At 70.7% G+C, this 18,210-nt stretch carries 12 protein-coding genes; 6 read left to right on the forward strand and 6 right to left on the reverse strand.

Annotation, left to right across the window (positions count from 1 at the left end; all coding sequences use genetic code 11):
• The first annotated feature begins 3 nt into the window (after positions 1 to 3).
• The 3 genes from KRR26_RS37365 to KRR26_RS06670 all read left to right on the forward strand — a co-directional run bounded on the left by KRR26_RS37365 (position 4) and on the right by KRR26_RS06670 (position 6,074).
• Positions 4 to 2,718 (forward strand): heavy metal translocating P-type ATPase, encoded by a 2,715-nt coding sequence (locus KRR26_RS37365; RefSeq protein WP_217079393.1) that lies wholly within the window; start codon positions 4 to 6, stop codon positions 2,716 to 2,718.
• Positions 2,719 to 2,909: 191 nt separating this feature from the next.
• Positions 2,910 to 4,322 carry an L-serine ammonia-lyase gene (locus KRR26_RS06665; RefSeq protein WP_120203279.1) on the forward strand — a complete coding sequence of 471 codons (1,413 nt, stop codon included), beginning with the start codon at positions 2,910 to 2,912 and terminating at the stop codon, positions 4,320 to 4,322.
• A 213-nt stretch (positions 4,323 to 4,535) separates the two neighbouring features.
• Positions 4,536 to 6,074, forward strand: coding sequence for a hypothetical protein (locus KRR26_RS06670; RefSeq protein ID WP_120203280.1), 1,539 nt, complete (start codon positions 4,536 to 4,538; stop codon positions 6,072 to 6,074).
• 396 nt (positions 6,075 to 6,470) lie between these two features.
• Here KRR26_RS06670 and KRR26_RS06675 read toward each other — a convergent pair whose 3' ends face one another.
• Positions 6,471 to 6,941: an SMI1/KNR4 family protein gene (locus tag KRR26_RS06675; RefSeq protein WP_199723685.1), complete on the reverse strand. Its 471-nt coding sequence runs from the start codon at positions 6,939 to 6,941 to the stop codon at positions 6,471 to 6,473.
• 10 nt (positions 6,942 to 6,951) lie between these two features.
• The gene (locus tag KRR26_RS06680; RefSeq protein ID WP_233576690.1) at positions 6,952 to 7,512 is read right to left on the reverse strand and encodes a hypothetical protein; all 561 of its coding nucleotides are present in this window, start codon (positions 7,510 to 7,512) and stop codon (positions 6,952 to 6,954) included.
• Positions 7,513 to 7,934: 422 nt separating this feature from the next.
• Here KRR26_RS06680 and KRR26_RS06685 point away from each other — a divergent pair, with 422 nt between their 5' ends.
• A complete protein-coding gene (locus KRR26_RS06685) occupies positions 7,935 to 9,482 on the forward strand; it encodes a hypothetical protein (RefSeq protein ID WP_120203282.1) in 1,548 nt (515 codons plus the stop codon).
• A gap of 60 nt (positions 9,483 to 9,542) precedes the next feature.
• On the opposite strand, the gene KRR26_RS06690 is transcribed toward KRR26_RS06685, so the two are convergent.
• Genes KRR26_RS06690 through KRR26_RS06700 form a run of 3 tightly spaced genes read right to left on the reverse strand, consistent with a single transcriptional unit; the run spans position 9,543 to position 12,207 of the window.
• Complete coding sequence (locus KRR26_RS06690; RefSeq protein WP_217079394.1) at positions 9,543 to 10,907, reverse strand: alanine/glycine:cation symporter family protein; 1,365 nt, start codon at positions 10,905 to 10,907, stop codon at positions 9,543 to 9,545.
• A 2-nt stretch (positions 10,908 to 10,909) separates the two neighbouring features.
• Positions 10,910 to 11,887, reverse strand: a complete 978-nt coding sequence (locus KRR26_RS06695; protein ID WP_217079395.1) for a metallophosphoesterase — start codon at positions 11,885 to 11,887, stop codon at positions 10,910 to 10,912.
• Positions 11,884 to 12,207, reverse strand: coding sequence for a hypothetical protein (locus KRR26_RS06700; protein WP_217079396.1), 324 nt, complete (start codon positions 12,205 to 12,207; stop codon positions 11,884 to 11,886). The genes KRR26_RS06695 and KRR26_RS06700 overlap by 4 nt, the downstream gene beginning before the upstream one ends.
• Before the next feature lie 163 nt (positions 12,208 to 12,370).
• Between KRR26_RS06700 and KRR26_RS06705 the strand changes: the two genes are divergently transcribed.
• Positions 12,371 to 13,987, forward strand: a complete 1,617-nt coding sequence (locus KRR26_RS06705; RefSeq protein ID WP_217079397.1) for a sigma 54-interacting transcriptional regulator — start codon at positions 12,371 to 12,373, stop codon at positions 13,985 to 13,987.
• Positions 13,988 to 14,170: 183 nt separating this feature from the next.
• Positions 14,171 to 14,509: a hypothetical protein gene (locus KRR26_RS06710; RefSeq protein ID WP_217079398.1), complete on the forward strand. Its 339-nt coding sequence runs from the start codon at positions 14,171 to 14,173 to the stop codon at positions 14,507 to 14,509.
• 7 nt (positions 14,510 to 14,516) lie between these two features.
• Here the strand turns inward: KRR26_RS06710 and KRR26_RS06715 are convergent, their stop codons facing one another.
• Positions 14,517 to 18,176, reverse strand: coding sequence for a serine/threonine-protein kinase (locus KRR26_RS06715; protein WP_217079399.1), 3,660 nt, complete (start codon positions 18,174 to 18,176; stop codon positions 14,517 to 14,519).
• Positions 18,177 to 18,210 lie beyond the last annotated feature (34 nt).

Genomic DNA, 18,210 nt, shown 5'->3' on the forward strand with positions numbered 1-18,210 from the left:
ACCATGTCGGAGCAGAACAAGAGTCCCTCCCGCTTCGGGCAACTTCGGATCCAGGGGGCCAAGAGCGCCACGCCGTCCCTCAAGGCCGCGCACACGCACGGCCCGGACTGTCAGCACGAGCACGACGGGCACCACGACAAACATGCGCACGGCCATGAAGGCCACGCGCATGGCGCTGCCTGTGACCACGAACACAGACATGCGCACGGCCATGAAGGCCACGCGCATGGGGCCTCCTGTGGCCATGGCCACGACCATGACCACGGGCACTCGGCGCGGCGGCTCCACCCGCCCGGGTATCGGGCCGCGGAGGGCGGAGGCATCGCGCTCCAACTCGACCTGGAGGCCACGCTCCCGGGCGAGACGGATGACCACGGCCGCTTCGAGAAGCTGGAGGCCGCGCTGGAGGCCCACCGGGGCATCATCGACGTGCACCTGCGCCGGGATGCGGGCCACGCGGAGGTATGCATCCACTATGACTCCACGCTCGTGAACGCCACGCAGCTGCTCGCGCTCGCGCAGAGCACGGGCACGAAGGTGGCGGAGCGCTACAAGCAGCACACGTGGTTCGTGCGCGGCATGGGCTCGGCGGACGCGGCGACCGTCATCGAGCACGCGGTGGGCAAGCTCCCGGGCGTCCTCACCGCGAGCGTCGCCTACGCGAGCGAGCGCCTGGTGCTGGAGTACGACAGTCAGGTCCTCGCGCTGAAGGACGTGGAGGCCCGCGCGCAGGCGCTCGGGTACGCGCTGGAGGTGCCGACCGCGGGGCACGCGTGCTCGCACCACGCGCACGGCGGCGGCCTGGCGCCCAAGCTGGAGCTGCCGTTGGTGGTGGCCTCGGGCGTGCTGCTCGCCTCGGGGTGGGTGCTGGAACGCTTCATCCCCGCGCCCCCCCTGGCGTCCGTGCTCGTGTGGGCGCTCTCCATGGCGAGCGGCGGGTTCTTCGCCATCCGCGGCTCGGTGCAGTCCATCCTCCAGCGCCGCATCGACATCGAGACGATGATGGTGGTGGCGGCGCTCGGCGCGGCGGTGCTGGGCGCGTGGTTCGAGGGCGCGTTCCTCTTGTTCCTCTTCAGCGCGGGACACGCGCTGGAGCACCGGGCCATGGAGCGCGCGCGCCGCTCCATCGAGACACTGGGCGAGCTGCGTCCCGAGGTCGCCCGCGTGCGGCGCGGCAACGACGTGGTCGAGGTGCCCGTGGCGGAGGTCCAGCGCGGCGAGCGCGTCGTGGTGCGCCCGGGAGACCGCGTGCCGCTCGACGGCGTCATCCGCGAGGGCAAGAGTTCGTTGGACCAGGCGGCCATCACCGGTGAGTCCATCCCCGTGGCTCGCAAGCCGGGAGACGAGGTGTTCTCCGGCACCATCAACTGCGAGGCCGCGCTGGAGGTGGAGGTGACGCGCGTCTCCTCCGAGTCCGTGCTCGCGCGCGTGGTGGACATGGTGGCGCAGGCCGAGGCCCAGAAGGGACGGCGGCAGCGCTTCGCCCAGCGGCTGGAGCGCACCTTCGCGCCCCTGGTGATGGGCGCCGCGGTGGTGTTCCCGGTGGTGCTGGTGCTGCTCGGCACGCCGCTGAAGGAGGCCATCCTGCGCGCGGTGGGATTGCTCGTCGCGGCGTCTCCGTGCGCGCTGGCCATCTCCACGCCGTCCGCCGTGCTGTCCGCGGTCGCGGCGGCGGCGCGAGGCGGCGTGCTGGTGAAGGGTGGCATCCACCTGGAGCTGCTCGCGGGCGTGCGCGCCGTCGCGTTCGACAAGACGGGCACGCTCACCGTGGGGCGGCCTCGGCTGCTCACCACGGCTCCGACGCCGGACTCGACGGCCGAGGAACTCTTGAGCACGGCCGCCGCGGTGGAGTCGCTCTCGGCGCATCCGCTGGCGCGCGCCGTGGTGGACGCGGCCCAGGCCGCGGAGCTTTCGCCTCCCGCTGGCAAGGACTTGGAGGCCATCCACGGACAGGGCATCCGCGCGAAGGTGGGCGAGGACACCGTGGAGGTGGGGAGCCTCGCGCTCTTCTCGGCGGCCCCCGTCCCCGAGGCGCTCTCGCGCGAGGTGAACCGTCTGGAGGAGCAGGGCCAGACGACCATGGTGGTGCGCCGAGCGGGGCGCTTCCTCGGCGTGCTCGGCGTGGCGGACACGGTGCGCCCCGGCGCGCGGCAGGCCGTGCTCGCGCTCAAGGAGCACGGTGTCGCTCGCACGGTGATGCTGTCCGGGGACAACGCCCGCGTGGCCAGCTCCATCGCCGCGCAGGTGGGCATCGACGAGGCCCGCGCGCCCCTCATGCCCGCGGACAAGGTCACCGCCGTGAAGGAGCTGGGCCAGGAAGGCCCGGTGGCCATGGTGGGCGATGGCGTCAACGACGCGCCCGCGCTCGCCGCGGCGGCCGTGGGCGTCGCCATGGGCGGCGCGGGTTCGGACGCGGCCCTGGAGACCGCCGACGTGGTGCTGATGAGCGATGACCTCTCGCGCCTGCCCTTCGCGCTGGAGCTGTCGCGCCGGGCCACCGCGGTGATGCGCCAGAACCTCGTCATCGCGCTCGGCGTGAGCGGCGTGCTCGTCCTCGCCACGGTGCTCGGCCTCACGCGCATCAGCCAGGCCGTGGTGCTCCACGAGGGCAGCACGCTCCTCGTCGTGTTCAACGGACTGCGGCTGCTCGCGCTGCGTCCGAGCGCGAGCACACCCGAGCCCTCCGCCGCGCCTCACGCCGCGCCCATCACCGGCTAGCCAGCGCATCGCGTCGGGCCCATGACTCCTCGCGGCATTGCTTGGGATGCCAAGGGCTCGGACGCTGCGACGAGACGAAGTCATGCAGGCGGTACGCGGTCCGCCTGCTTCGGCCGGAATCCGTCACATGTCCGCATCACGGCGGCCGAGCGTGCGAGCGAAGCGCCAGGGACGTGGCATGGTGCGCGCCCATGGCCGTCAGCGTCTTTGACCTCTTCAAGATTGGTATTGGACCGTCCAGCTCGCACACCGTGGGCCCCATGCGCGCGGCGCGGCAGTTCGTCACGCGGCTGCAGGACGCGGGGAAGCTGACGCGGGTGGAGCGGCTGAAGGTGGAGCTGTTCGGTTCGCTGGGCGCCACGGGCAAGGGGCACGGCAGCGACAAGGCGGTGCTGCTGGGCCTCCTCGGCGACACGCCCGAGGGCGTGGACGTGGAGGCGATTCCGGAGCTCATCACGCGCTGGCGCGCCGAGGGCCGCATCCGCCTCTTGCGCCAGCACGAGGTGCCCTTCCGCGACGGTGAGCACCTGGTGATGCACCGCCGTCGGGTGCTGCCCTATCACCCCAACGGGATGCGCTTCACGGCCTGCGCCGGGGACGGCACCGAGGTGGACACGCGCGTCTACTACTCCGTCGGCGGAGGGTTCGTGGTGGATGAGGCCGCGGCCGAGGGCCAGTCTCCGCTGCGCGCGGACGAGACGCCCCTGCCCTTCCCCTTCAAGTCCGCCGCCGCGCTCCTGGAGCACTGCGAGCGCGAGCGCGCCTCCATCAGCACGCTGATGCTGCGCAACGAGCGGGCGTGGCGGAGCGAGGAGGAGATTCGCGCGGGACTCCTGCGCATCTGGGAGGTGATGCAGTCCTGCGTGCGCCGAGGCTGCACCACGTCGGGAATCCTCCCGGGTGGCCTCAAGGTGGAGCGCCGCGCCGCGGCCCTGTATCAGCGCCTCTTGAGCCGCCCCGAGGCCGGGCTCACCAACCCGCTCACGGTGCTGGACTGGGTGAACCTGTACGCGCTCGCCGTCAACGAGGAGAACGCGGCGGGAGGCCGCGTCGTCACCGCGCCCACCAACGGCGCGGCGGGCATCATCCCCTCGGTGCTGCACTACTACTGGCGCTTCGTCCCCGGCGCCAACGACGACGGCGTCGTGCGCTTCCTCCTCACCGCGGGCGCCATTGGCGTGCTGTACAAGGAGAACGCCTCCATCAGCGGCGCCGAGGTGGGGTGCCAAGGCGAAGTGGGCAGCGCGTGCTCGATGGCCGCGGGCGCGCTCACCGAGGTGATGGGCGGCACGCCGCTCCAAGTGGAGAACGCGGCGGAGATCGCCATGGAGCACAACCTGGGCCTCACGTGCGACCCCATCGGCGGGCTCGTCCAGGTGCCGTGCATCGAGCGCAACGCCATGGCCTCCGTGAAGGCCATCAACGCCACGCGCATGGCCCTCTCCGGAGACGGCCGCCACTTCGTGAGCCTGGACAAGGTCATCAAGACGATGCGCGACACCGGCCGCGACATGAAGGACAAGTACAAGGAGACCGCGCGCGGCGGCCTCGCCGTCAACGTGCTCGAGGTGGCCAACCTCAGCGTGGGTCTCCCCGAGTGCTGAGCGGCTCGGCACCGCGCGGGTGAGCCGCGACGCCAGTCTCAGTCAAAAGGCAACGACATCCACGGAGTGTGAACAACCACACACTCCCGTCAGAGTCCGCACTAGCATTGGCGAGCCGGGACGGAGTGCCGGTTCCGGCGTCTCTGCGGCAAAGAGACACATTCACCTCAGGCACGGGGCGCGGCGCGTCCGCGCCCACGAGGTCGCTCGCCCATGTCCGCAATCCAGAAGAACCTCTCGCCCTGGCGCGCGCTCGCGCTGGGAGCCGCCCTCGCTGTCTCGGGCGGCTGTGAGTCCCCTCCCGAGGCCTCACCGCCCTCGGAATCCCTCTCACTCGAGGCCGCCGAGCCCGTGCTCCACCCGGAGCGTCGAGGCATTGGCGCCATGGTGCTGCCGCCGCGTGGCCCCTCCGCGATGTCCCTCTCGGTGGACTCGCGCAGCTCGCTCATCGTCACCGACACAGCCATCCTGGTGAACTTCAGCTTCCAGCGGGTGATGACCCAGTTGGTCGCGCAGTCTGGCGTCCCGGGGCTCACGCCGCTGCGCTTGTTCCAGGAGTGGTGGGACACGAACAACTCCGCGCCGGGCCTGGGGCTGGGCGGGCCACACTGCGATGACGCCGGCTTCGAGGGGCAGGCGGCGCTGAACCTGTTCCCCTATCTGTGCGCGCGCATCGAGGGGACGCAGGCCACCCTCAATCCGTTTGATCCCAACGCCAAGGCGCCAGCCTACGTGCCCGCCGCAGTGGTCAATCGCTTTGATCTGGCGCCCGCGAATGGCTCGGACTGCGGCGAGTACCGCATCGTCTTCGTCAAGCGCACCGGCATGACGGACCCGAGCAATCGCAACCTCCTCATCTTCGAGGCGGTGCTGCCCAATCCCAATCCCGCGCAGGGGCTCAATGGCTGCCGCCCCGTGGCGGACCTGTGGGCCAAGCTCAGCACCGTTCCCGACGCCGCGGAGCGCTCGAAGATGCTGTCCAACTTCTACTTCGAGGGGCTCGCGGGCTTCATGCCGGTGGTGCACATCGACAACTACGGCAACCGCTCGGGTCCCGTGGCCACGGGACAGGTGCGCACCAACCAGTTCATGGCGCCGCCCTGGACGCTGCGCGAGTACAAGGTCCGCCAGCAGTTCTGCTCCGGCGTCACGCCCTGCGCGATGCGCTTCATCCCGGTGACGGTGAAGACCAACCCGGGCGCCACGCTCTTCTCCCTCTTCTCGGGGCACCCGCAGGCACCCGCCTTCCAGAGCACGGCCTTTCCCTCGCAGGTTCCCTTCCTCGCCTTCAACGACCTCAACCTGTTCAACTACTCCGTCGCGGACAGCTTCAACAGCGGCGAGAGCAATGCACAGGGTACCGACAACGACTACATCCAATCCTTTGGCTTCAGCACCAGCCCGTTCCGAACCACCATCCAGGCGCGGCTCACGGCGACCGGCAGCACGCTGAGCCCGGTGGACATGATCGCGCGCGCGCAGGCGCTCTCCTGTGCGGGCTGCCACCAGCTCAGCAACGGCGCGAACCTGGGCGGCGGCCTCAGCTGGCCTTTCTCCGCGGGATTCACGCACGTGTCGGAGCAGCAGGAGACAGGCCCGTTCGGCCCGCGCTTCCAGATTTCCACCGCGCTCACCGGCACGTTCCTGCCCCACCGCAAGGCCGTGCTGGAGACGTTCCTCAACAGCTCCTGCGGCGACGCAATCTGCCAGCCGTGGGAGACGCACGCGGCGTGTTCGAAGGACTGCCCGTAGCCTCGCTCGGTGAGAACAGACGGGGCGGCCCATGTCTCATGGGGCCGCCCCGAGGGCCAAGGGTCATGGAATGGACTGGGGCCAGGAGCGTCCTGGAGGACATCTGTGGCGCCCTTCGCCAACCACTGCGCGATGAGAAGGGCGCAGCAACGTGGCGCACCGCCATACCCACGGGCGACTCCAGTTCCGGGCAGGCGTCTTCGTCGGTGAGCAGCATCAAGAGGAGTTCATTGCCGAGGCTGAAAGTGCTTGCTCCGCTGCGGTAACGAGCCCACTGAACGCCTGCCCCCGGACCATGGAGGGCCGGCGGTCATCGCCCGCGCCAAGTGTCGTGCGCCCCTCGAGTCTCGCCACATGTGGCGCATGGGTTGCGGCGTGAGTCTGGCGCCGCCCAGGTTATGTTCCTTTGCCCTTGAGCCAGAACGAGCGACCGTCGGCTGAGGTCAGTGCCCCTGCCAGGAACATCGCGAAGGAGGGCGTGATGACCGGGCAGTATTCGGGCTCGGGAAACATTTCGCGGTAGCCATCACGGATGGGGTAGCGGCCCTCACGCTGCGCGCTGACATCGACCAGAGCGTAGTTGGAGTCTTGGAGATCGCAGACGATGTACCAGTCTGGCGGACCCCATTCGTCCGTGTCCGCGAGGCCCATCACTGCCCGCGCTCGCACGATGTCCGCGAGCGGCCGGAACATGTAGGGCGAGTTCGGGCTCATGAACAGGGCTGCGCCGTCGCAGTGCAGATAGAAGGCGCGCAAGTCGTCGTCGAGCCGCCAGCCGATGCGCTTCTCGAACGCCTCGATTTGTGCCGGCGACGCGGGAGGATTCGGAAGGTGGTGGGCCGAGATCTCGCGCAGGAGGGCATCCATCGACACAGGCTCATTCACCATAGGGGTAATCCGCTCCAATGCGAGTCCACGGCGAATTGCCGGCGTAGCACTGGTTATAGAGGCCCCTCAGGGTGTTGTGTACGGCTGGGTCCATGGGGATGAGGTTGTCCCAGTCGGTCGGGTTTCCGCCGTGCCCGAGATCTCGGATGTGGTGCCCTGGATAGTTGTTGCCCTGGATGTCCTGCGGCCATGCCCCCATCTTCTTCGCCCATTGAGCGCGGAAGCCTTCGCGGATGGCTTCCCATCTGTCGCGGCGCGCCGCTATCTGCGCGCTGGGCAGCACGTCGTAGTTGCAGCAACAGTGGGTGATGCCCGCGCGAGAGCCCGCATCGACGAAGCGCCCGTTGAAATCCATTTTCACATCGGCCAGCCACATACAGCCCTGGAGCATGTAGCCCTCGCCCGAACACTTCTCGCGGCAGTACGTCCAGAGAGACTGACTGCATTCCCACGGGCCGTACCAGATGACGGTACGCCACTGCCCTCCGGCGCCAAGGCTGATGACCGGCCCCTCCCACTTGCGACCAGCACCTGTCGTGATGGGAGCCACCGAGCCACATCCAGCGACGGTGACCACAATTGTGGCAGGTACCGCGACGTGCCTCAGTACGCCAGTCATGCGCACAAACGCTAAGGCCGCATAACACGAAATCCAAGCCATGCGGTCCAGCGCACGGAGACTCCGTCCGGCGCGTCTTTCAGGCGGTTGGCTCCCTCGCCAATTCGGGCCCTGTCCCATCGTGGCGCCCCGAGTGGGAACCGCCCCGGCCGCATGCGACAGGGGGCGAACCCGACCCCGGCCTGCAACGAATTCACTCACAGAGTGTGAACAACCACACACTCGCGTCAGAACCCGCACTAGCATCTGCGGGCCAGGACGGAGTGCCGGTTCCGGCGTCTCTCCGACAAAGAGAGACACGCTCACCTCAGGCACGGGGCGCGGTGCGTCCGCGTCCACGAGGTCTCACACCCATGTCCGCATTTCCGAAGAGCCTCTCGCCCTGGCGCGCGCTCGCGCTGGGAACCGCCCTCGCCTTCTCAGGCGGATGTGAACCCGAGCCCGCGCGGGAATCCTCACCTCCCACCGACACCACCCCCACCGAAGCCGCCGAGCCCGCGCTCCACCCGGAGCGACGCGGAATTGGCGCCCTGACGCTGCCGCCCCGCGGCCCCTCCGCCCTGGCCATCTCGGTGGATCCGCGCAGCTCGCTCACCGTCACGGACACAACCATCCTGACGAACTTCACCTTCCAGCGCGTGATGAACCAGCTGGTCGCGCAATCCGGCGTCGCGGGGCTCACGTCGCTGCGGCTGTTCCAGGAGTGGTGGGACACCGCCAACCCAGCGCCGGGCCTCGGCCTGGGCGGGCCGCACTGCAATGACTCCATCTTCGCGGGCCAACCGGCGCTGAACACATTCCCCTATCTCTGTCCCCGACAGGAGGGCGTGCAAGCCACCACCAACCCGTTCATCAGCCCGGGCACCAACGCCGACGAGTACGTGCCGGCCGCGCTGGTGAATCGCTTTGACCTGGCGCCCGCGAGCGGCTCGGACTGTGGCGAGTACCGCATCGTCTTCGTCAAACGCTCGGGCATGACGAACCCCGGCAATCGCAACCTCATCATCTTCGAGGCCGTGCTGCCCAATCCCAATCCCGCGCTGGGGCTCAATGGCTGCCGCCCCGTGACGGACCTGTGGGCCAAGCTCACGTCGCTGCCCAACCCCACGGACCGCGCCAACCTGCTGAATGATTTCTATTTCAATGGGCTCCCCGGCTTCATGCCGGTGGTGCACATCGACAACTACGGTAACCGCACGGGCAGCGTGGCCACGGGACAGGTGCGCTCCAATCAGTTCATGCAGGGCCCCTGGACGCTGCGCGAGTTCAAGCTGCGCCTGCAAATCTGTAGCTCCACCACGCCCTGCGCGCTGCGCTTCATCCCCGTGACGGTGAAGACCAACCCGGGCGGCACCCTGTTCTCGCCCGCCTCGACCCATCCGCAGGCGCCGGCCTTCCAGGGCCCGGCCTTCCCCGCCGAGGTCCCCACCCTCGCCGTCAATGACATCAACCTGTTCAATCTCAACGTCGCGAATGTCTTCAACAGCGGCCAGAGCAACGCGCAGGGCCCGGAGAATGACTACCTCGCCGCGTTTGGCCCCGGCCCCAGCCCCTTCCACACCAACATTCAGACGCAGCTCACCGCGGCGGGCAGCACGCTGACGCCGCAGAACATCGTCGCGCGCGCGGAGGCGCTCTCCTGCGCGGGCTGCCACCAGCTCAGCAACGGCGCGAACCTCGGCGGTGGCATCGTCTGGCCTCCGTCCGCGGGCTTCGTTCACGTGACGGAGCAGTTGGAGCCGGGCCCGTTCGGAACGCGCTTCCGCATCTCGCCGGCGCTCACCACCACGTTCCTGCCGCACCGCAAGGCCGTGCTGGAGACGTTCCTCAACAGCTCGTGCGGCGACGCCACCTGCCAGCCGTGGGAGACGCACGCGGCCTGCTCGGCGGACTGCCCGTAGCAGCGACGCGAGCAGACACACCGCGCGACCACACATGAGCGCGGACTGCGCCGCGCCTCTCTACGCGGGGGGCGCGGCGCGCACAGGCTCGGTGGAGACCTCAGGACGGCGCAGGGTCGCGGCGGCCACGCCGCTCAAGCCCACCAGCCCCACGAGGTTGGGGAACACCTGCAAGCCATTCATCAGGTCGCCCCAGGCCCAGATGGTCTCCACCTTGCCCATGGCCCCCATCACGATGAGCCCGCAGTAGAGCCAGCGGTAGGGCTTCGTGACCCGAGGGCCCAGCGCATAAGACAGGAACTGCTCGCCGTAGTACGCCCAACCGATGAGCGTCGTGTAGCCGAAGAGGAACGCGCAGAACGCGACCACCCAACCGCCCACGGTGGGGATGACTGTCTCGAAGCCTCGCGCCACCGCGGCCGTGCTGGTCAGCCCCGAGGTCCACGCGCCGCTCACCAGGATGACGAGCGCGCTGAGCGTGGACGTGACGCACGAGACGATGAACACCTCCATCACCGCCTGGAGCCCCTGCCGCACGGGCTCCTCCGTCCGGGCAGAGCCATACGCCACCGCGGCGGTGCCATACCCGGCCTCGTTGGCGTAGATGCCTCGCGCGATGCCGTAGCGCAGCGCGACCATCATCCCCACGCCCGCCGCGCCTCCGCCCGCCGCGCGCATGGAGAAGGCCTCCTGCACGACGAGCGCGAGCACCTCGGGCAGCCGCGTCACGTGCGCGAGGATGACGATGAGCCCGCCCACCAGGTAAAGGCCCACCTTGAGCGGCGCCAACCGCTCCGCCGCGCGACCAATGCTCTTCACGCCGCCAATCACCACCAACCACGTGAGCACCGCGATGACCGCGCCTGATACCCACGGGGCGATGGCGAACTGGCTTTGCAGCACCACCGCCATGGAGTTGGGCTGGGTGAACGGCGTCGTGGTGAGCGCGGCCACGCCCGCCACCAGCGCGTAGACCCAGGCGAGACGAGGTGCACCGAGCCCGTCCTTCAAGTAGTGCATGGGCCCCGCGGACAGCCGACCGCCCTCCGCCACGCGGTAGCGGATGCCCAGCACGGCCTCGGTGAACTTGATGGCCGTGGCGAAGAACCCGTAGACCCAGATCCAGAACAATGCCCCCGGCCCACCGCTGACGATGGCGGTGGCCACGCCCGCGATGTTGCCCGTGCCGATGGAGGCGCCCAGCGCGGTCATGAACGCTTGGAAGGGACTCAGCGCCCCCACGCCTCGCCCCTCGGCGGGACGCATCGCGCGCAGTGCCTCGCGAAAGCGCACCACCTGCACGAAGCGCAGCCGCACGGTGAGGAAGACGCCCGTGCCCAGCAGGAGCGCGAGCGTCCAGGGCCCCCACACCGCGTTGCTCGCCACGTCGATGGCGACTCGCACCGGCTCGGGCAGGAGCACCATGGTCAGGGCACGGCCTTCTTCGCGGGCGCAGGCGGCTCCGCGGCGGGAGCCACGGGCAACAGCGGCACGCGGCCCTCGGGATAGAGCGCGGTGACGCGGTCACCCTTCAGCTCCAGCGCGGCCAGATGGTGCCCGTAGCCCGTGCTCAGGCCGGTGTCGATGATGAACACGCGACCTGCGAAGCGCACGTGGATGCGCCCGTCCTCCGTCGTGGTGTGGCCCAGCACCATCCGCCGCGCCCCGAAGGTGGCCAGCACCTTCGTGAGCCCCGCATCCCATTGGGACTCTTCATCCTGCGCGTAGCCTCGGAACCACAGCGGGCCATCTCGCGCCACGCCACCACCGGGCGGCTCTCCGGGCGTCACGTCCTGGAGCACCCAGCGGTTGAGCCCCGCGAGCGTCGTCTCGGGCACGCTGGGCGCCAGCCCCCCGTGCATGAAGAGCGTGTCGTTGATGCGCACCACGGCGGCGTGCGAGCGCAGCCACTTGCCGTAGCGACCGTCCGGCGCGTACGCCGCATGGTGCCCCGCCGTGCCCGGCGGATCCACCGGGTCGTCCGCGGCGGTGGATTGATCCGCGAACGTGGCGCGCTCCGCCGGCGTCACGTAGCGCAGGTCCCCGCGCATGTTCATCACTTCGTGGTTGCCCAACAGCGCGTGCACGCGTCCGCCCGCGCGCCGCGCCTCGACCTCCAGGCGCATGAGCAGCTCATACGCATCCCGGGTGTGCTCGCTCCGGTCCGGGATGTCTCCGGTCTGCACCAGGTGCGTCTTGCCGCCCGTCCAGTGCCCCGCCGCGTCGATGACGCCCGCCAGCTTCAGCACCTCGCGCAGCGAGTCCACATCCCCGTGGACATCGCCCACCGCGACCACGCGCTCCACCCCCTGGAAGGAGTAGGGGTCCTCGGGCTTCGGCGCCGCCGCGGCCAGCGCGGGCACGAGCAACAGCGCGGCCCAGCTCCATCGCGAGGGCGTGCTCATTTCCACGAGCACCCCTTGATGAGCGAGCAGTACTTCGCGTTCGTCGCCGTCTCGCACTTGGGCGGGATGCCCGAGCACATCTTGCTGCCGAAGTAGTAGATGCACCCCGGCTGCGTGTTGCAGAAGGTCTGCGAGTAGACCCCGCAGAACGTCGCCTTGCCCGTGCAGTGCCCACCCGAGGCATCGGTCACGGCGGCCTCCTTCTTGGTGACCTGCGTCGTCCCCGCATCCGGACGCGGGCCTTGTGCCCACGCGCCCAGCCCCACCACCCACACCGCGCAACCCACCAGGAGCCCGCTTCGCTTCAATCGTCGAATCATGGTGCCATTGTCTCCGCGCCCGCCCCGGCCCGCATTCGTCTCCGCTCGGACACTCGCGATTCTATGGGACTCCCCGCCAACCGCGCCAAAATGGCGGGAGCAGGGACACCCCCGGCGGGACGGTGTAGAGTCGCTGGAGCATTTGCCACCCTCCCAAACACCCATGCAGCAGAAGATTGCCGTCGACCTGTCGACGACCGCCGTGCGCAGCCAGGGGCCGCTTCCTCCGGCGCAGCGCATCGTGCCGGCGTTGACGCTCGTGTCTCACCCCCATCCGCAGCGCATTGGCGAGCGGCTCCTGTTTCAGGCCCTGGCCGAGGTGGGCCGCCCCGTCAGCCTGTCGCGCAACGCGCCGGACTTCTCGCGGCCGGATGGCCTGATGGCCCTGCCGCTGGGAGACCCGTTCCTCAGCCGCAAGCCCGTGCAGTTCGAGCCCGGGCCGCGCGGCGGCCTGCGGATGCTCGTGCCCGAGGACGGCACGCAGGTGCAGGTGGCGGGAGAGGCCGTCGTCGGCGGGCGCGAGTTCTCGCGCGAGGAGCTCCAGGCGGGCGTCCCCCTGGTGCTCGCCGAGCGCATCGTGATGCTCCTGCACCTGACCACCACGGGCCGCGCGCCCGCCGTCGGAGACCTGGGCATGGTGGGCCAGGGCGAGGCCATCCAGCAGGTGCGCGAGGACATCCGCCGCGTGGCGGATCTCCTCGTGCCCGTGCTCATTCGCGGCGAGACAGGCACGGGCAAGGAGCTGGTCGCCCGCGCCATTCATGAGCAGGGCCCACGCCGCGCTGGCCCCTTCATCAGCGTCAACCTGGGCGCGCTCTCCAAGGAGCTGGTCGCCGCCGAGCTGTTCGGCGCGCAGCGCGGCGCGTACACGGGCTCCACGCGCGAGCGAGACGGCTACTTCCGCGCGGCGCAGGGAGGCACCCTCTTCCTCGACGAAGTGGGAGAGGCCCCGCCCGAAGTCCAGGTGGCGCTCCTGCGCGTGCTGGAGACGGGCGAGGTGTATCCGGTGGGAGGCCATGCGCCGGTGCCCATCGACGTGCGGCTCGTCACCGCCACGGACGCGAACCTGGAGGCCCGCAGCGAGGAGGGGCTCTTCCGCGCTCCGCTGCTGCACCGCCTCGCGGGCTTCGAGATCCGCGTGCCGCCCTTGCGCGAGCGCCGCGAGGACATCGGGCCGCTGTTCCTTCACTTCGCCCGGCAGGAGCTGGAGACCACGGGCGAGGTGGCGCGCCTGTCCTCCGCCGCCGCGCGCGCCGAGCCCTGGCTGCCCGCGTCCCTGGCCCTGCGGCTGGTGCGCTTCGCGTGGCCGGGCAACATCCGCCAGCTTCGCAACGTGGCCCGCCAGCTCGTCATCGGCAGCCGCGGCCTGCCCGGCTTTCGCGTCGATGCGCGCCTGGAGCAGGAGCTGGATGGCGCGGCGAGCCCCGTGCCCGGCCGGACCCTCACCGACGCCACCCCGGACACGCCCGGCCCCGCCGAGGAGAAGCCCACCCGCCGCAAGCCCTCCGACGTGGGCGAGCAGGAGCTCCTGGAGGCCCTGCGCTCCTGCTCATGGGACCTCAAGGCCGCGGCGGACTGGCTGGGCATCCCCCGCTCCTCCGTCTACGTCCTCATCGACAAGAGCTCGCTTCTGCGCACCGCTCGCGACTTGAGCCCGGAGGAGATCACCCGCTGCTTCCACGAGTGCCAGGGGGACCTGGACAAGATGGTACAGCGGCTGGAGGTCTCCCGCCGCGCCCTCCAGCGCCGCGTGCGTGAGCTGGGATTGGGTGAGCCCTGAGCGCCTGGACGCGTCAACCCGCTGGGTGACACACCGCTGACGCGTCCGCGCCCGCGCCCTGTCGCCCGCGCGCGCCGCATCTTCGAGTGGCGGTGTCGTCGGCCGCTGCTGGTACGGTGCCTGCAACCTCACGTGGACCGCAGCATCCAGACTTCCCCACGTGGGGAATGGAGCCTCACCGCAATGGCGCACATCACCATCGAGATACGTCCGGATGACATCCGGTACTCTCCCAGTGCCCTGGTCAATCAGGGCGATACCGTGACCTTCCACCTCGACAGCATCATCGGGCCCGCCATCGTGTACTTTGACGACGGGACCTGTCTGACCGCGCCCAATCCGCTCACCCTGAATGGACAGACGCTCCAGCAGACCAACACCTTCGTGGCGCTCACCGCCCTGTCCGGGCCCTATCCGTTCACCGTGACGATCCCGGACATGCCGAGGCGGAGCAACAAGCACGGCGGAGAGCATGAAGTGAAGAAGGGCGGCCTGGAGGTCTCGACGGATCCGCCGAAGTAGTCGGCGACTACGGAAGCGCCGCGAGCCGGCCCTTCCAGACCGGCGCGAGGTTGGGGTTGTCCACCAACGCTCGCGCCAGCTCCTCACGGGCCTGAGTCCTCCACGCCTGCTGTTGCGCGGGGGACGCGGGCCGCGTCGCGCGCGCGCCCATGAGGCCCGCATGCAGCGCCGCCGCCCGAGCCCACTTCGGCCGCGCGGCGAGGACCTCCTCCACCCACGTCAATCCCTGCTGAAGCTCCGCCGTGGAGTCGCGGCCCTGGCGCGCCTTCCAGTCCGCCCAGACGCGTTGCAGGTCCGCCGAGGCCAGCCGCAGGTCCGCGCGCCGGGGGTCCAACTCCAGCGCCTGACGGAATGCGCTCGCGGCCCGCGCGAAGTCCTCCTCCACCGCCTGTCCCCGGGCAGCCCGCCCGCGCGCCCGCACGGCGAGCACCTCGCCCTGGGCCCGCCACGCCCCGCCCAGGCGCGGGTTGAAGCCCAGCGCCCGGCGCAGGGCCTCCTCCGCGGGACCCAGCTCCGCCTCCGGGTCTCCGCCCTGCTCCAGCACCCACGCCGCGCGGTGGACCCGCACGCGCGCCAGGCTCGTCCACACGTCCGCGTCCTCGGGCAGCAACGTGAGGGCGTGCGTGTACACCTCCTCGGCGGCGCGCACGGCGGGGCCCGGGTCGTCCCGGCGCGCGAGCAGGAAGGCCGCGCGGGACGACCACACCTCCCCCTGGTTGTTGTAGGCGAAGCCCTGCTGGGGCGCGACGTCGCGCGCCACGGTGAAGGCGCGCATGGCCTCCGCCAGGAGCGGCTCGGGGTCGCCGCCATCCTCCCAGCGCTGCTCCGCCTGCCACAGCAGCACCGAGCCTCGCCCGTTGTGCAGCTGCGGCAGCTTGGGGTTGATGGCCACCCCCTGTCCGTAGAGAGACAGCGCCTTCTCCAGGTCGGCCGTGAAGGGCTCGCCCCGGTCGCGATGTCGATGCGCGAGCTGCTCCGAGACGTCCGCCGCCTGGAAGCAGGCCGGGACGTTGGCGGGATTCAACGTGAGCGCGCGGGTGAGGGCATCGCGCGCCAGGGCCAGGTCCCCCGCGGCATCCGGCGCGCGCGGATTGGACGCCCGCGCGCGGTAGGCCCCCCCCAGGCAGATCCACGCGTCCGACTGCCCCTCCCGCACGCGGATGGCCTGAAGGCAGGCGTCAATGGCCTTGCCCTGATGGACGAGCGGCTCGCCGCCGTGCTCGCCCTCGTAGTCCGCCCACACCTGCCACGTCAGGCCCAGGTTGACGTGAAAGGCATAGTCGCGCTCCTCGGCGGGGATCTGCTCGAAGGTCTCGGTGGCCAGCCGGAGCTGCTCACGCGGGTCCTGCCCCTGGCGCTGCCGGTAGCGCGCCCACAGCCGATACGACAGGGCCTGCTCCAGCGGCACCCGCGCGCGCTTCGGCGCGAGCACCTGCGCGGCGCGCGCCGCCGCGATGGACTTGGCGAGGAGCGCCTCCACGTCCTCCCCCCCACGATTGGAGCGCTGCTCCGCGAGCCGGCGGTGGAAGCGCGCCTCCAGCACATGCACGCGGTAGTCATCCAGCGCGGCCACCCGGGCGCGGCTCAAGGCATCCAGCCCCCGCTCGTAGTGCGGCATCACGTTGCCCTCGCCGTACAGCTCCATGACGAGCGCGGCCAACTCCAACCGGCCCAGCACGTAGTGCGCGCCCGGCTGGCTCTCCGCGGTCGCGGCGGCGGCGAGATAGGCCTTCCGCCCCTCGTCCAGGTCCGCCTGAGAACCGGGCCGGTCGCCCTGGTGCCAGCGCTGCGTGGCGCGCGCCAGGAGGATGTCGCCGCGCAGGAGCGGGGACTCATAGAACCAGGGCTGCGCGCGGCCCATGTCCTCCAGGTGGCCGAGCGCCTCCTCGTAGCGGCCCTCGTAGAACGCGAACAGCGCCTTCACGTACAGCGGCGGCGCGGGGACATCCGGCCCCTCGGCCTGACGCAGATACGCGAGCGCCGGGTCGCGATAGCGCTGCTCCAGTTCGCGGCGCCGGGCCTCGCGCTGCTCGGGGCCGCGGCGCTCCACGTCCAACAGGAGCTGATCCCGATACAGGTTGCCCAGCACCAGCGCGAGCGCCCAGGCCACGCGCGGCTCCCGGTACCCCTGCGTCCACGCGGACTCCAGCCGCTCGCGCGCGCCCTCCAGGTCATCGAGCACCAGCAGCGCGCGCCCCAGGGCGTACTGACCGGGCCCTCGCGCCTGCACGCCCGCGTCGCGCACCTCCGCCTCCAGCGCGTCCATGCTCTGGCGCAGCGCCGCGCGGTCCTCGCGCGTGTCGTGCAGTCGCGCCAGCGCGGAGTAGCGCGCCGCCGCCTCGATGCGCTCCACCCGCTCGGTGAAGCGACGCGACAGCCGCTCCCGCTCGGCCACCTCGCGCCGGGCATGGAGCGTCTGCCCCACCGCGCCGGACACCAGGGCCAGCGCCGCCGCGCCCGTCGCGAGCGCGACCCGATGGCGCCGGGCCTTCTTGCGCAGCCGATACCCCAACCCCTGGCGCGCCTGCACCGGCTCGCCCTCGAGGAAGCGGTCCAGGTCCTGCGCGAGCGCGTGCGCCGAGTCGTAGCGGGACGGGCGCTCCTTCTCCAGGCACTTGAGGACGATGGCCTCCAGGTCCTGGGGAATGTCCGCGTCCAGCGAGCGCGGCGCCGCCGCCTCCTCGGTCTGGAGCCGCGCGATGATCTCCTGCGCGGTGGCGCCCGTGAACGGCGGGCGTCCGGTGAGCAGCGCGTAGAGCGTGGCCCCCAGCGCATAGACATCCACGCGGCGGTCCAGGCGGGCCACCTCGCCTCGCGCCTGCTCGGGGGCCATGTAGTGCGGCGTGCCCAGCACCACGCTGGCGCTGCTGCCCTCCTCGCGCCAGTCGTGCGCCAGACCGAAGTCCATCACGAAGGGCGCGAAGTCCCCGTCCTCGCCGCGCTCCACCAGGATGTTGCCGGGCTTGATGTCGCGATGGATGAGGCCGGCGCGGTGCGCGGCGTGGACGCCCTCGGCCGCCTGCCGCAGCACGAGCACCTTCTGCTCCAGCGTGAGGGACTCGGCGAACACGCCCAGCGGCTGGCCCTCCACGTACCGCATGGCGATGTAGCCACGACCCTGGACCTCGCCCACCTCATAGACCTCGCACACGCGCGCGTGGCGGACGCGGGCCTGCGCGCGGGCCTCGGAGAGGAAGCGGCGCGCCAGCTCCGGGTCCTCGCCTCGCACGAACTTGAGGGCCACGTTGCGGCGCAGCATCGGGTCATACGCCAGGAACACCCACCCCATGCCGCCCTGCCCCAGGAAGCGCACCGGCTGGTAGCGCTCCCAGTCCGGCACCGGAAAGGCGGGCGCACCGGACGACGGCGGCGGGGGGACACCGGGCGTGACGGGGGTCAGCGTGGCGGCCTCGTGCGGGAGCCCCGCGGCCTCGGCGACGGGCGACAGCTCGGGGTGGCCCAGTTCGCGCCGCAGCACCCGCAGGGTGTCCTCGGAGAGTCGCCCGCGCTCGCGCAGCAGCTCCAGGGGACCGCGCGACAGACGCAGCGCTTCCTGCCGAAGGACCGCCGCCTCCTCCTGGGAGAGCAGCCCCTCGTCCAGCGCGAGGAGCAACTCCTCCTCGTCGGCTCCTGTGTCGCGCCCCGCCATGTGCACGGGGTGCAGCATACCCAGGCACTCAGGAGACACGAGCGCGCTCTGG

This window comes from Citreicoccus inhibens (genome assembly GCF_019039035.1).
Classification (GTDB): Bacteria; Myxococcota; Myxococcia; order Myxococcales; family Myxococcaceae; genus Citreicoccus; species Citreicoccus inhibens.

Coding starts and splice junctions, on each gene's coding strand:
- KRR26_RS06675 (WP_199723685.1), bottom strand. CDS start 6,941: ATGGATGCCCTCCTGCGCGAGATCTCGGCCCACCACCTTCCGAATCCT.
- KRR26_RS06710 (WP_217079398.1), top strand. CDS start 14,171: ATGGCGCACATCACCATCGAGATACGTCCGGATGACATCCGGTACTCT.
- KRR26_RS06695 (WP_217079395.1), bottom strand. CDS start 11,887: ATGAGCACGCCCTCGCGATGGAGCTGGGCCGCGCTGTTGCTCGTGCCC.
- KRR26_RS06715 (WP_217079399.1), bottom strand. CDS start 18,176: ATGCTGCACCCCGTGCACATGGCGGGGCGCGACACAGGAGCCGACGAG.
- KRR26_RS06670 (WP_120203280.1), top strand. CDS start 4,536: ATGTCCGCAATCCAGAAGAACCTCTCGCCCTGGCGCGCGCTCGCGCTG.
- KRR26_RS06700 (WP_217079396.1), bottom strand. CDS start 12,207: ATGATTCGACGATTGAAGCGAAGCGGGCTCCTGGTGGGTTGCGCGGTG.
- KRR26_RS37365 (WP_217079393.1), top strand. CDS start 4: ATGTCGGAGCAGAACAAGAGTCCCTCCCGCTTCGGGCAACTTCGGATC.
- KRR26_RS06690 (WP_217079394.1), bottom strand. CDS start 10,907: ATGGTGCTCCTGCCCGAGCCGGTGCGAGTCGCCATCGACGTGGCGAGC.
- KRR26_RS06705 (WP_217079397.1), top strand. CDS start 12,371: ATGCAGCAGAAGATTGCCGTCGACCTGTCGACGACCGCCGTGCGCAGC.
- KRR26_RS06685 (WP_120203282.1), top strand. CDS start 7,935: ATGTCCGCATTTCCGAAGAGCCTCTCGCCCTGGCGCGCGCTCGCGCTG.
- KRR26_RS06665 (WP_120203279.1), top strand. CDS start 2,910: ATGGCCGTCAGCGTCTTTGACCTCTTCAAGATTGGTATTGGACCGTCC.